Annotated in this window: 14 protein-coding genes and 2 pseudogenes; 8 read left to right on the forward strand and 8 right to left on the reverse strand. The window is 63.4% G+C overall.

Translation table 11 applies throughout. From position 1 onward, the window contains the following. Nucleotides 1-18: 18 nt before the first annotated feature. Nucleotides 19-759: a fimbria/pilus periplasmic chaperone gene (locus ACO6D5_RS23455; RefSeq protein ID WP_485826700.1), complete on the reverse strand. Its 741-nt coding sequence runs from the start codon at nt 757-759 to the stop codon at nt 19-21. Between the two features lie 30 nt (nt 760-789). Continuing rightward, a complete protein-coding gene (locus tag ACO6D5_RS23460) occupies nt 790-1,368 on the reverse strand; it encodes a fimbrial protein (RefSeq protein ID WP_485826701.1) in 579 nt (192 codons plus the stop codon). Between the two features lie 342 nt (nt 1,369-1,710). Between ACO6D5_RS23460 and ACO6D5_RS23465 the strand changes: the two genes are divergently transcribed. Then, nucleotides 1,711-3,324: an NAD(P)/FAD-dependent oxidoreductase gene (locus ACO6D5_RS23465; RefSeq protein ID WP_280025961.1), complete on the forward strand. Its 1,614-nt coding sequence runs from the start codon at nt 1,711-1,713 to the stop codon at nt 3,322-3,324. A gap of 48 nt (nt 3,325-3,372) precedes the next feature. Here ACO6D5_RS23465 and ACO6D5_RS23470 read toward each other — a convergent pair whose 3' ends face one another. Then, complete coding sequence (locus ACO6D5_RS23470; protein ID WP_485826702.1) at nt 3,373-3,990, reverse strand: TetR/AcrR family transcriptional regulator; 618 nt, start codon at nt 3,988-3,990, stop codon at nt 3,373-3,375. A gap of 99 nt (nt 3,991-4,089) precedes the next feature. Here ACO6D5_RS23470 and ACO6D5_RS23475 point away from each other — a divergent pair, with 99 nt between their 5' ends. Together ACO6D5_RS23475 and ACO6D5_RS23480 are read left to right on the forward strand one after the other, a co-directional pair. Next, a complete protein-coding gene (locus ACO6D5_RS23475) occupies nt 4,090-5,217 on the forward strand; it encodes an MBL fold metallo-hydrolase (protein WP_485826703.1) in 1,128 nt (375 codons plus the stop codon). 20 nt (nt 5,218-5,237) lie between these two features. Continuing rightward, the gene (locus tag ACO6D5_RS23480) at nt 5,238-6,005 is read left to right on the forward strand and encodes a hypothetical protein (protein WP_485826704.1); all 768 of its coding nucleotides are present in this window, start codon (nt 5,238-5,240) and stop codon (nt 6,003-6,005) included. A 94-nt stretch (nt 6,006-6,099) separates the two neighbouring features. On the opposite strand, the gene ACO6D5_RS23485 is transcribed toward ACO6D5_RS23480, so the two are convergent. After that, the gene (locus ACO6D5_RS23485; RefSeq protein WP_088587114.1) at nt 6,100-6,336 is read right to left on the reverse strand and encodes a tautomerase family protein; all 237 of its coding nucleotides are present in this window, start codon (nt 6,334-6,336) and stop codon (nt 6,100-6,102) included. Nucleotides 6,337-6,386: 50 nt separating this feature from the next. Beyond that, complete coding sequence (locus tag ACO6D5_RS23490; protein WP_485826705.1) at nt 6,387-7,097, reverse strand: SDR family NAD(P)-dependent oxidoreductase; 711 nt, start codon at nt 7,095-7,097, stop codon at nt 6,387-6,389. A gap of 82 nt (nt 7,098-7,179) precedes the next feature. Here ACO6D5_RS23490 and ACO6D5_RS23495 point away from each other — a divergent pair, with 82 nt between their 5' ends. Then, nucleotides 7,180-8,067 carry a LysR family transcriptional regulator gene (locus tag ACO6D5_RS23495; protein WP_485826706.1) on the forward strand — a complete coding sequence of 296 codons (888 nt, stop codon included), beginning with the start codon at nt 7,180-7,182 and terminating at the stop codon, nt 8,065-8,067. Between the two features lie 12 nt (nt 8,068-8,079). Beyond that, a complete protein-coding gene (locus tag ACO6D5_RS23500; RefSeq protein ID WP_485826707.1) occupies nt 8,080-9,177 on the forward strand; it encodes a DNA glycosylase AlkZ-like family protein in 1,098 nt (365 codons plus the stop codon). 12 nt (nt 9,178-9,189) lie between these two features. On the opposite strand, the gene ACO6D5_RS23505 is transcribed toward ACO6D5_RS23500, so the two are convergent. Continuing rightward, complete coding sequence (locus ACO6D5_RS23505) at nt 9,190-10,359, reverse strand: hypothetical protein (protein ID WP_485826708.1); 1,170 nt, start codon at nt 10,357-10,359, stop codon at nt 9,190-9,192. 150 nt (nt 10,360-10,509) lie between these two features. After that, nucleotides 10,510-10,683, reverse strand: a pseudogene (locus ACO6D5_RS23510) (aldehyde dehydrogenase family protein); the annotation flags it as partial. Here ACO6D5_RS23510 and ACO6D5_RS23515 point away from each other — a divergent pair. The 3 genes from ACO6D5_RS23515 (at nt 10,618) to ACO6D5_RS23525 (ending at nt 13,123) form a co-directional block, all read left to right on the forward strand. Then, nucleotides 10,618-10,773 (forward strand): hypothetical protein, encoded by a 156-nt coding sequence (locus tag ACO6D5_RS23515; protein ID WP_485826709.1) that lies wholly within the window; start codon nt 10,618-10,620, stop codon nt 10,771-10,773. The pseudogene ACO6D5_RS23510 and the gene ACO6D5_RS23515 sit on opposite strands and share 66 nt — an antisense overlap. 190 nt (nt 10,774-10,963) lie before the next feature. Next, entirely contained in the window at nt 10,964-12,070 is a 1,107-nt protein-coding gene (locus ACO6D5_RS23520; RefSeq protein WP_485826710.1) for a DNA alkylation repair protein, read from the forward strand. Nucleotides 12,071-12,223: 153 nt separating this feature from the next. Further along, a complete protein-coding gene (locus tag ACO6D5_RS23525; protein ID WP_485826711.1) occupies nt 12,224-13,123 on the forward strand; it encodes an SDR family oxidoreductase in 900 nt (299 codons plus the stop codon). 63 nt (nt 13,124-13,186) lie between these two features. Here ACO6D5_RS23525 and ACO6D5_RS23530 read toward each other — a convergent pair. Continuing rightward, nucleotides 13,187-13,479 (reverse strand): annotated as a pseudogene (locus tag ACO6D5_RS23530) (methylenetetrahydrofolate reductase); the annotation flags it as partial.

Consider the following 13,479-nt stretch of genomic DNA (forward strand, 5'->3'; position numbering starts at 1 on the left):
CGTCGCGGCCAGAGGCGTCTAGCGCGACAACTCGCGCGTCAACGTGTGACGACCGCCGAAATCGTTGATCGCTTCGTAGTCGACGCGAATCTTTCCGGAGCCGGTGCCTGTGCCCTTGGGCAGTTTGAAGCGCTGAGTGCCATAGGGCTCGACCATGCCTCGACCAACGCTTGTGCGCTTGCCCCCCACCACCGATTCGATGGAAGACATGGACACGTGGAATGGCGTCGGGTTTTTGACCTCTAGCGCCCGACTTTCACCCGAGCCGACCAGTTTCCATTCGAGCCGGGCGGGTGCGTCCTCCTGGCCGTCGCGTAGGGCCGCGGGCCGGAAAAAAATCTTGATGCGTGTTCTGAAGGTGAACATCGCCGACGTGGTGGATTCGCTGCGTGGCGGCGCTTCCAGCACATTCAGGTAGAACAGGGATTCCCGGTCGTCTGGCAGTTCACCGCCGGTATAGGTCAACCGGATAAGGGCGCTGGAGTTTGGGTCAACCCGGGTCAGAACGGGCGAGACCGTGAACGGGACCACCATATTTGCCGGCGCGATGCCCGCGCTGCCATCGTCCACCCAAACCTGCGTAAGCATGGGTTCAGAACCCTCGTTGCGGGCCCGGATTGAAACATCCTTGGCATCGGACGGGTACACCACCCGCGTTCCCATCAGCACCAAAGCAGCTTGCGCCGAACTGGCGCAAGCCGCCCAGGTCATGACGCCAGCCGCCATAGCAAAAAACACCTTACGCATCACTAGCGTCATGATTGATACCCCTACTAACTCAGCCAGCGATTATTCGTACGCAACCATGAACGGAATAATCGAATTGGCCGTACCAGGCAGGACGGTCGCGGCGGTCGAGACGTAGTTGGCCGAGTAGGACAGGGTGCCACCCGCAGCGGTAAGCACGACTTGCTGGGGAGACGCTTGGGCCACGCCCAGGCGAATCTTGCCCGAGCTGTTGTTGCCGGCATCATAGATTTCGATCTGCACGCCCCGAGCGGGCGAGGTGCTGGAGATCTTCAAGTTGCCAGATGCCTTGTCAATGTGAACGGAATCGTTGTCAAAAGCGACGCGGGCGGTCGCGCTGCTTGAGCACACTAGACCGCCACCGGCAGTCAGGCTGATATTGAACGGTTTGGTCGGGCTCTTGACACCAATACCGGTAAACAGGTTGGGCGAGTGCTCACCCATGGGCACTTCCAGAATGTTGTTCATGCCAGGCGCGTTGCCGTTGATCAGGCAAGTGACGTCGCTGATCTTACCCACGAATTTGACTTGGCCATCCCATTGGGCGTGCGAGACGCCCGGCGCCAACGCCACCACCAATGCGCCGGCTGCAGAAAGAGATGCGAAAGTACTACGTTTCATGTTTTTTTCCTGGGACTAAAGGATTAACCGCCAAGGTCGACAAGACCCTGGCAGCGAACTAGCGCCGCACCGCATGCGCAGTTTCGTTCGCACGCGATGTGTTGCCGTCGGGCTTATGCCATCGCAGCGAATGCAATAGACAAGCAATACTTTAGTGATATCCCCCCACCAAGTCCGTAGGAAGCCGAGCAAAACCGCCTCGTAATTCCTCGAATCGTTCCAGGAGAAAAACGACGTCGAATGAGGCCATGCCACGGCCTTTCGCTAGAGTCCCGTCAGGTGCCGTCCAGTACAATTCCCGGTTTGGCGACGTTGTGATCGCCCATTCATCTGGACCAAAGCATGTTGCGACTGTCTGAAATCAAGCTGCCGTTGAACCACACCCCCGAAGAATTGCCCGCTGCGATTCTGAAAAAACTGGGCGTTCCGGCCAGCGACCTGCACGGCTTCACCATCTTTCTGCGCAGCTACGATGCACGCAAAAAGCACAATATCCTGCTGACCTACACGCTGGATATCGACATCGAAAATGAAGCGGCGCTGCTCAAGCGGTTTCACGATGATCGCCATGTGAAGCCCACGCCCGACACCGAATACAAGTTCGTTGCCCAAGCGCCCGCCAGCCTGAACAAGCGCCCCATCGTCATCGGCACCGGCCCCTGTGGCCTGTTTGCCGGACTGGTGCTGGCGCAGATGGGCTTCAAGCCCATCATCCTGGAACGCGGCAAGGCGGTGCGGGAACGCACCAAAGATACGTGGGGCCTGTGGCGCAAGCGCGTGCTGAACCCGGAGTCGAACGTGCAATTCGGCGAAGGCGGCGCGGGCACGTTCTCCGACGGCAAGCTGTACAGCCAGATCAAGGACCCCAAGCATTACGGTGAAAAAGTGCTCAAGGAATTCGTGCTGGCCGGCGCGCCGGAAGAAATCCTGTACGTAAGCAAACCGCACATCGGCACGTTCCGCCTGGTGGGCATGGTGGAAGTCATGCGCGACACCATCACCAAACTGGGTGGCGAGGTCCGGTTCTCCAGCAAGGTGGAAACGCTGCAGCGCGAAAATGGCCAGATCACCGGCGTGACGCTGGCCAGTGGCGAGCATATCGAGGCCGACCACGTCGTGCTGGCCATCGGCCATAGCGCGCGCGACACCTTCCAGATGCTGCACGACCAGGGCGTGTTCATGGAAGCCAAGCCGTTTTCGGTGGGTTTCCGGATCGAACACCCGCAGTCGCTGATCGACAAGGCGCGGTTCGGGCCGAACGCCGGCCATCCGATCCTGGGCGCGGCGGATTACAAGCTGGTGCACCACGCCAGCAATGGGCGATCGGTATACAGCTTCTGCATGTGCCCCGGCGGCACGGTGGTGGCGGCCACCTCTGAACCCAATCGCGTCGTCACCAACGGCATGAGCCAATATTCGCGCAACGAACGCAACGCCAACGCGGGTATCGTCGTGGGAATTTCGCCCGAGGAGGATTACCCGGAGCACGTGCTGGCCGGCGTGGATTTCCAGCGCGCGCTGGAGTCGCGCGCGTTTGAGCTGGGCGGCGGCGATTACAGCGCGCCGGGCCAGCTGGTGGGGGATTTCATCGCGGGCAAGGCGTCGACCGAGTTCGGTTCCGTGCTGCCCTCTTACACGCCCGGCGTGCACCTGACCGACTTGGCCACGGCATTGCCCGAGTTTGCCATTACCGCCATCCGCGAAGCGCTGCCCGCCTTTGACAAAACCATCAAGGGTTACGGCATGCACGACGCCGTGCTGACGGGCGTGGAAACGCGGACCTCGTCGCCGATCCGCATCAAGCGCGACAACGAGACCCTGCAAAGCATCAACACCAAGGGCTTGTTCCCCGCTGGCGAAGGCGCCGGTTATGCAGGGGGAATTCTGTCGGCGGGCGTGGACGGCATCAAGATCGCCGAGGCCGTCGCGCTAAGCATCATGGGCCGGCAGGCCTGAGCTGGTTTCATACCGGATTCGCGGGCGGTGCAACGCCGCCCGCCGGCATCAACTGCGGCGCTGGTAACAGCCCAGGAACATCGCCACCGCGGAATCCGCCACCCGCTGACGCTCCACCGGGCTCAACGGTGCTTGCCCCAGCGTCACCTGGGGCCAGAACGCAAAACTCTTCACCAGCCCTTGCAACTGATGGCCCGCAAAGTCCGGATCGACTTCGGCCAAGCGTCCGTCCGCGATCGCGGCCTGGATCCAGGTCGTGACGCCGCCTTCCTTTTCCCCCATCCGGCACACGATGCCCTGCGCCCGCTCGGGGGAATGGATGATCTCGGCCAGCGCCACGCGCGCCAGATCGATGAAATTGGCATCGCCCAGCAATTCAAGCTTCTGCATCAGTAGCTGCTTGAGCTGCTGATCCAGCGGCAGATCGGGGCGGTAGGCCAAGTCCACGCTGGAGGCGCTGCTGTCCCACAGTTGCTCGAGCATCTGTCCGAACAGCTCTTCCTTGCTGGGGAAATGGTTGTAGACCGTCCGCTTGGAAACGCCCGCGGCGGCGGCGATGCGGTCCATGCTGGTGGCCTCGTACCCCGCCGTACGGAATTCGTCCACCGCCGCGCGCATGATGGCTTCACGTTTGCGGTCGGTCAGACGTTTGGGCGGATTGGGCATGGAACGGCCTAAGGCGGTAGAAACGCTATTTTACACCGGGCAGTGTACTTTTTAAAAAAACAAAACTACACTGTGCAGTCTACATTCAAGATGCCTTCCATGAAGCGTCTCTCCGTCTACGCCCTTGCCTTCTTACTGCTTGGAATTCTTGCCGTGACCGCCAATACCGCCTACGTCCATTGCACTCAGCCGAGCTACCCCGACTCGCCCCAGCACCGCGACGGCCGTTTCGGGAACGTATCCCCGCGCCCGCCCATGGGCTTCTGGAACGGCCTGAAATTGACGTGGGCATTCCTGTTCGACAAGCCCACCGGCACGGTTCCCGACCAACCCATTCCTGTCCGCGCGCTAACTCGCGCCCAGCTTGACGCGGCCCCCGACCGCAGCCTGTACCGCCTGGGCCATTCCACCGTGCTCTTGAAGCTGCGCGGGCGCTACTGGCTGACCGACCCGGTCTTCTCCAAACGCGCCTCGCCGGTGCAATGGTTCGGCCCGGCACGCTTTCATGCGCCGCCCATCGCCATTGAAGACTTGCCGCCCATTGCGGGGGTCATCCTGTCGCACAACCACTACGACCATCTGGACCACGCAGCCGTCATGCAATTGGCCGGCAAGACGGGCCGATTCATCGCCCCGCTAGGCGTCGGCGACCAGTTGATCGCCTGGGGCATCGATCCGAAACAGGTCGAACAACTGGACTGGTGGCAATCGACCGAAGTCGACGGGCTGCGCCTGACGGCCACGCCGGCCCAGCACTTCTCGGGCCGCGGCTTGACCGACAGCGACCGCAGTCTGTGGGCATCCTGGGTCATCCAGGATGCGGATCTGCGCGTGTTCTTCAGCGGAGACACCGGCTACTTCGACGGCTTCAAGGTCATCGGCGACGCCTTTGGGCCGTTTGACCTGACGCTGATGGAGACCGGCGCCTACGACAAGCGCTGGGCCTACGTGCACATGCAGCCGGAACAGACCCTCCAGGCGCACCTTGATCTTCGCGGACGCTGGTTGCTGCCGATTCATAACGGCACCTTCGACCTGGCCATGCATGCCTGGCAGGAACCGTTTGAACGCGTGGCGGAACTGGCCGCCATAAAAAACGTGGCCTTGACCACGCCTGAAATGGGCGAGCGGGTGGACCTGAACGCGCCCCACGCGGGTGAAGCATGGTGGCGGAAACTGGTGCCTGCCAGCCGGGCCGTGCAGGTGCCCGCGTCAGCAGCGCAATAGCCCCTCGATTGCCGTGACTGTTGGCCGGGCGCAAGACCAAGCAGAACTCGCCGCTGCTTGTTATGGTACGTTTTTACCGGCCTGCAACCTCCTCCAACCGGCATTCAGCAGAGGTCCAGATCAACCCCATGACTGTTCGACGGATTTTCCTCGCCCTTGCCACACTGGCCATGTCGCCCGCGCTCACCGCCCATGCGGCGTCCAAGGTCGCAGCCTGGGTCCCGCCGGGCCCGACGGCCTGCAATTTCTCTGGTTGGACGACCAACAAAAAGCCCGTGATCCAAGTGCGCGCTGCACCCTCCCCCCAGGCCGAAACGGTGGGCAGCCTGCCCACGACCCGCGGCGACGATCCTGATCCCGACCACATCGATTACTACAGCGTCACCTTCGACGTGAGCGAGGCGCGCGACGGGTGGCTAAAGATCAGAAACGCCAGCGACGATATGACCGGCAACGAAGCAAGCCGCCCCCGGCCCGTGTACCGGGGAGAAGGTTGGATCGAAGCAGCGGATGCGCAGGTCGGCATCCAGTCGGCGCGGGGATACGCTCGCCCGGACGCCGGCAGCGATCGGCTGCTGGACCTGGGCAGCGACTGGCTCACGGAACGCGCCACGTTGCGCGGCATCGTGGCCTGCCAGGGCGAGTGGCTACTGCTGGATTACGAGATGCGCCAAAGCGAAAACTGGGAGCTGCTGGCTCCCAAGGACCGCACGCAGGGACGAGCCTGGTTTCGCGGCATCTGCACCTCCCAGGAAACGACCTGCGATATGCGGTCGGTGGACAAATAGCCCTTGCATCAGGGGCACAGATACCCCTGTCAAGTAGGCATCCGACTACCGCTCCGGAACCCCGAAACCGCAGCCGGATGCCATGTCGGCGGACCTACCGTTCGACCTTGGCCTGCTGCGCCCGGTATTCCGGCACCGTGACGCCACCCACGCCCCAGTTCTCCATGTCTACCTCGTCGATGACGACGAAGGTCGACGCATGGGGCTTTCCCAGCACCTCAAACAACAAGTCGCTGACGCCCTTGATGAGCGCGCGCTTTTGCTCGGGCGTTGTCGCCGTCGCGCCGGGCGCCGTCCCTTCGCGGGTGACTTTGATATTCACGTAGGGCATCTGTGTTCTCCGGTTGATTGCATCGCTGTAGGGGTCGGCCTTCTCGACGGTCAGGCGCCCGCGACTTGCCCGCCGTCCACATGCAGGATCTCGCCAGTCACGAAACCGGCATCCTCCAGATAGAGTACCGCCTGGCTTACGTCGGCGACCTCGCCCATGCGCTTCATGGGATGCAATGCGGCCAGCGCGCCGTGCGTTTCCGGGGCGTGCATGGGCGTCTTGATGATGCCCGGCGACACCGCGTTCACGCGAATATTGCGCGAGGCATACTCGATCGCAAGGCTACGCGTTGCCGCGGCCAAGCCGCCCTTGGTCAACGACGCCAGAACCGACGGAACGTTGGAGTTTGCGTGGTCGACCAGCGTCGTGGTGATCTGCACGATGTGGCCGCTGCCCTGCTTGAGCATCGCTTCGACGGCATGCTGCGTGGTGTAGAAGAACCCATTCAAGTTGGTCGACACCATGTCCCGGTATTGCTGCTCGGTATATGCCGTGAATTCGCTGGCGACGAAAATGCCGGCGTTGTTGACGAGCGTATCCACCCGTCCGAAACGGGCCAACGCCTGCTCCACAACCTGCCTTCCCGTCGCCGGATCGCCGATGTCGCCCGCGATGGTCAGGTAGTTCGGATTGTCCGACGGCGGGATGGACCGGGACGTCCCGACGACGCGGTAGCCGCGGCTGAGAAATGCACGGGCGATACCCTCGCCCAGGCCCTGCGATGCGCCCGTAACGATGGCGACTTTCTGTTCGTTGCTCATGATGCTTCCTTCTGTATTGGGGTTGGCGTGACCCGTACATTAGGCGCATCGCACCTGTTCGAAAATCCGCTATTCTTGCTCAATGGCTGATAAAAAACGCACAGAGCCCGACTGGCAGGACATCCGCGTATTCCTCGCGCTAGGGCGCTACGGCAGCCTGTCCGCGGCTGCGCGGGCGCTGTCGACCAACCATTCGACGATCTCGCGCCGCCTTCAGTCCTTGGAGGCCACGCTAGGGGAAAAACTGGTCGAACGCCGACCCGAGGGATACGTGTTGACCCCGGCAGGAACGCACGCGTTGGCCGCCGCCAGCGACATGGAGGCTGCCGTCCACACCCTGGGCAGAGGCAGCGCGGATGGCGCCCCGCGCGGCCTTGTCCGGGTCAATGCGCCCCCCGCCCTGTCTCAGGGGTTTCTGGTGGGCAGACTGGCCAGATTGCCGCTGCAGCACGCCGGCATCGACATCGACCTGGCCACAGACCTGCGCTCGGTCAGCCTTGAACGGCATGTCACCGATATCGCCGTCCGCCTGGGCCGCCCCCAGGACGGCGACTTCATCGCAAAGCCGCTGGGCCTGATGGCATTCGGTTTCTACGGGACGCCAGCGCTTTGTGAACGAATCGAAGACGGCGCGGAACCTGTCTTGGTCGGGTTCGACGAGGCGAACGCCTATCTGCCCGAGGCGATTTGGCTTGCCCGCCAGTTTCCGCAGGCACGCATGGTCTTTCGGGCGAACAATCAGGTTGCGCAGGCGACCGCGGCCAGATCAGGCGTGGGGATTGCGCTGCTGCCCCACTACATCGGACGGACAACGCCAGGTCTTGCGCCTTGCAAGCTGGTCGAGGCGCCGCCGCCGCGCGAGATCATGCTGCTGACTCGAAGGCAGGACCGCAAGGACCTCCCGATTAGGACGGTTGTCGACTATCTGGTTGAAGTATTTGACGATGAGCGGGCCTTGTTCTCACAGTGATTGAATTCCCAAATGCCTACTGAATCCCGCCTTGAAGACCTGCGCCGCTACGCGGTCGCGCGCAGCCTGTTTACGCCCGTCACCTTGCCGGCGGCGATCCGGCGCCTGGGCTTCGTGCAGGCCGACCCGATCCGCGCCCCCGCCCGGGCACAGGACCTGACGCTGCGCCACCGCGTCAAGGACTACCGCGCCGGCGACCTGGAGCGCCGCTACACGCGGTTGGCGATCGACGAAGACTGCCTGGTCAACTACGGCTTCCTGCCCAGCGAACACCTGGCGCTGATGCATCCCCGCCAGGCCAGGAAGGCCTGGGATGCCGAAACCGAACGCAAGGCCGCCGACGTGCTGGCCTTCGTACGTGAACATGGCGCGGTCCACCCGCGCCAAGTCGATCAGCACTTCCAACACGGGCGGGTGAAAAACTATTGGGGAGGGTCAAGCAACGCCAGCACGCAATTGCTGGACGGCATGCACTATCGCGGCCTGCTGCGCGTGAAACGGCGCGACAGTGGAACGCGCATCTACGAGGCCGCCGCGCATCCGCCCGCGGACGATAGCCCCGCCGGCGGTGTTCGGCGCGCCGCCACCTTGATCGACCTGGTGGTCCGCAAATACGCCCCGCTGCCCGCCGCCAGCCTGACCTATCTGCTGCGGTTGCTGGGCTATGGGGCGCCGCACCTGACCGCGCAAATCCAGGCGGCGCTGCGCTTGGCGCGCGAGCACCTGGCCAGTTGCCGCATCGATGGAACCACCTGGTACTGGCCTGCCGACGAAAACCCGCGCTCGCGCCGGTACGCGGTCGATGACCGGCTCAGGCTGCTGGCCCCGTTCGACCCCGTGGTCTGGGACCGGCGCCGCTTCACGCTGCTCTGGGACTGGACGTACAAGTTCGAGGCCTACACGCCGCCCGCGCAACGCCAGTTCGGCTATTACGCGCTGCCGATGCTATGGCATGACGAGGTGATCGGCTGGGCCAACGTGTCAGCGAACGAGGGACGCTTGGCGCCCGCGTTCGGTTATGTGACGGGCAAAGCCCCCGCAGGCATTGCTTTCCGCAGTGCGCTGGATGAGGAAATAGCGCGCATGACGCACTTCCTCACCCCGCGCTGACCCATCCGGCAATCAGCGTGACGCGCCGATCTGCAGCACCTTGAAATCGCGCTGCATATAGCGGTTCATCACCTGCGACAGGATCGGGTTTCCGGCGTTCTCGGCTTTGGGGGAAGCCATGCTCACGACCGCCGCGCACAGGCTGCCGGCCTGGACGGTACGCCCGGAAACCGTGGCCGCTACTGCGCCAGCCATGCTTTCCTTCCATGCCGCGCCGATGCCGTCAACGGCCTGCTTGGCAGTGGCGCAATCCGCGTAAGCCAGCGAAATCACCACGGCAGGTACGTTGTTGATCTGGGCGTCTGCCAGGATGCCGGAGAAGTAAGGCGGGATGCCGCGCGCGCTGGATGCCGCAGCCGCTTCAAGATTGCGCTTTGCCGTTACCAGGTCTGCGGGTGTCGCGGGCAATACCTTCGCCGGATCGACGCCTTCCAGGCCCAGGACAGGCGAAATGACCGCGGCCTGCACAATGTGGCCGCGACCCGAAGGAACAACTTCCTTCAACCCAGCAACCGATGCGGCAACGACTTCACTGTCGGCCACCGACGGCGTCGGTTTGGCCAGTATGTTCATTCCCGTTGCGGCGGGCGCCTGAACCAACGCGGTGTCCAGCGGCAGGACAAAGCTGGCCTTGCCCATCGAGCCTCTCCATGGGTCTCGGGGATTGGCCTTTTTCATATCGATCTTCTGAGCCTCGCCATTGGCGAGCACGCCGGGGACGTCACCGCCCACCGCAGAAAAATCGGCCTGCTTGAGGCGATCCACCAGCCCTCCCACGGATTTCGCGTCCTTCATCCCCCAATAGGTGATCGTGCCGGGCGCCTGGCCGAACGCGGCGAAATAAGAGAGTTCATCGAAAGGGATTTTCGCGTTGGTCGACCATTGGTCCAGGCCGTATCCCACGGATTGAAGCGGGCTGATCCACTGCGCCATCGCCAATCTACGCATGCCATCGGCTGAAGGCCCGGTTTTCTCCAGCCCGCGCCAGGCTTGCACGTCCACAAAAAATATCTGCATCGCTTCAGGGGCCGTAAGCACCACTTGCGGTATCTGCTTGAACGCCTGCTGCAACGATTGGGTGCTGTCTTGGGCGGCGGCCGAACCTGCAAAACCGGCCATCAAGCAGAGGGCAAGAGCCTTTAAGCGCATCAGTCTTTTTCCTTTTGTGGATTCGTTTGGCATTGATGCAATCTCTGTGCGCGTCGCTGAAGACGGCATGTGGGCCACCCTCGAGGACATCACAGGATCGCTGCCGAACGATGGTACCTCAATGCTTCTGATCAGTCTGATGCGCTTGAACGCGCGCCCTTGTGAACACGCGTTCCCGACCGCTTACCCCACCAGCAGCGTCTTGGGTTCCAGGTAGGCGTTCATGCCCCACCTGCCCGATTCCCTGCCCAGGCCCGAGTGCTTGAATCCGCCGAATGGCGCTTGCGGCTCATGCGCAAGGGTATTGTCGAGGACACGGCCGGCGTCAATCTGCCTTGCGACTCGGCTGCAGCGTTCAACGTCGCGCTCGGCTTCCCAGGCAAAGACGCGGCCATGCGGGTCTTCAAGCGCGCTGTGGCTTGTCTCGGGCGCATTCAGGAGAGTTGACGTGCGTTCAGGCTATGGCAGAGGCCCCGGAAGCGTCCAATATGATTTGGCCGCCTGATTGATAGCCGCGGCGAATGAGATGAGCGCGGCGCGTCCGTGCAAGCTGCTGACAGGAACTGACACGACGATCGCCGATACTGGCAACCCCCGCCCGGCCGTGTCCGGCCCGACCCAGGAATATCCCCGCCCGATGCCCACCCAGACCCACGCCCCGCTCAAGGATTCGATGGGGCCCGCGCAGTTACGCGAGCTGTCAGCCGTACTTCAATCGATATGCGCTGGCTTCGACACCGGCCGGTTCCTTTCCACCGCGCTGGACGGCCTGGAAGCGCTGACACTGATGGAGCGCGTGCGGCGCGCCAGCGATGCCGTCGCCGCGGGCGCCCATGACCTGCCTGGCGGGTATGAAGGCGTGCTGGCATTGCTGATGGAAGCGGCGCCTCGCCTGGGCAACGGCTTCATGTCGCTCGTCGCGCCCGATTATGTGGGCCAGCATGGCCGCCAGGCCTTCGAACGCTCCATGGACGCGTTGAAATTCTTCACGCCGTTCGGCACGTCGGAATTCGCCGTACGCGAGTTCCTGCGCGACGACCTGCCCCGCGCGCTGGAAATCATGACGGCCTGGTCGCGGCACCCCAACGACGCCGTGCGCCGCCTGGCCAGCGAAGGCACGCGGCCGCGTCTGCCGTGGTCGTTCCGGCTGGGCGCCCTCGAAGCGTCTCCCGCACTTGCCGCCCCGATCCTCGACAATCTGCGCGCCGACCCAAGCCTGTATGTGCGCCGGTCCGTCGCCAACCACCTGAACGACATCACCAAGGCCAATCCGGCATGGGTGCTTGCACGCGCGGCACAATGGGGGATCGAGGACCCGCGCACGCGATGGATCATCCGCCATGCCCTGCGCACGCTGGTCAAGCAAGGCAGCGCGCAGGCGCTGGCGATGCTGGGCGCCGAATCCACCGCAGACATCGAGGTCGACGCCTTCCAGGTGACGCCCGCCCGGCTTGTGCTCGGCGATACGCTCACCCTTGCCTGCACCTTACGCTCGACCGCGTCCGCGCCCCGGCGACTGATCGTCCTGTACCGCATCGGCTACGTGCGGCAAAACGGCGCCGCCACGTTCAAGGCGTTCAGGCTGAAAGAGCTGACCCTGGAACCGGGCCAGGCCATCACGCTCAGCCGCAGCCAGCAGATCCGCGACTTCACGACACGCACGCACTACGCCGGCAGGCACGCGGTGCAGTTGTGCGTGAATGGCAGCATCGCCGCCCAGGGGTGGTTCGATCTTGCGCGGTGACGCCTGCCCGCTGGGCACAGGGCAGGGAAAACAGGAGCGCTCCATTCGCTATTGTTAAAGCAAATGAAATTATTATCCTCATAACCGCCCAATTATCTTCCAAACGGAACAGTCCAGAATTGATCCCGTCAACTCAACCACCGGATCAATGCCATGACGACTTCCCAAATTGCCCTGATCACCGGCGCTTCGTCGGGCTTCGGGCTCATGACCGCAAAAGCGCTGGCCAAGGCCGGCCACACCGTCTACGCGTCGATGCGCGCGACCACCGGCCGCAATGCGTCCCGCATCGCGCAAGCCGCGCAATGGGCCGCCGACAACGCCGTGGACCTGCGCACCGTCGAACTTGACGTGCAGTCCGAATCCTCCGCGAACGCCGCCATTGGACAAGTCCTAGCCGAAGCGGGCAGGCTGGACGTCATCGTCCACAACGCCGGTCATATGGTCTTCGGCCCGGCCGAGGCTTTCACTCCGGAACAGTTGGCCCAGCAGTACGACGTGAACGTACTGGGCGCGCAACGCGTCAACCGGGCGGCGTTGCCGCAATTGCGCAAACAGGGCAAGGCGCTGCTGGTCTGGGTGGGTTCATCCTCGACCCGGGGCGGAACGCCCCCCTTCCTCGCGCCCTACTTCGCGGCCAAGGCCGCCATGGATGCGCTGGCCGTGTCGTACTCGACCGAACTTTCCCGCTGGGGAATCGAAACCACGATCATGGTGCCGGGCGCCTTCACCAAAGGCACGAACCACTTCGCCCATTCGGGCAAGCCCGAGGACACCCACATCGTCGCCGAGTACGAGCAAGGTCCCTATGCCGGCGTGGCCGCCAGGGCGCTCGAGGGTCTGGCGGGTCTGGAACCCAGCGATGCGGATCCCGAAGAAGTCGCCCGCCAGATCGTGCGCGTCGTCGGCCTTCCCCACGGCAAGCGTCCTTTCCGCGTCCACGTGGATCCCTCGCAGGACGGCGCGGAAGTCGTCAACGCCGTCGCGGACCGCATGCGTGCCGAGATATACAAAGCCATCGGCCTTGCCGACCTGCTTGGCCCCCGCCCCTGAGGCGTCTTGAGCTGGTTCGCCACGCTTGACGGCCACGCGAACGGCTCTCGGCAACGCGCGCAGTTACTGGCCGTTGGCACGGTACTGCGCGATCCATTTCACAGACTGTGCGATGCCTCCGAATGGAAAGAAGTGCAGGCTCACCTCTCCATGTTCTTCTGTAAGTCCCGCGGCCAAGCGATCCACAAAAGCATCCGGCCCCGCCGTGCCGAACAGTTTGCCCAGAGAAATGCCGTATTTGGACCACATCGAAGCGCACGCGCTGACGCCGCACAACGCGGCATAGCGCGCAAGCACCGCGATACCGGCGGGGCCCGGCACGCCCACGCGCACGGGATGTTCGATGCCCCGCTCGC

Source organism: Achromobacter sp., assembly GCF_057314935.1.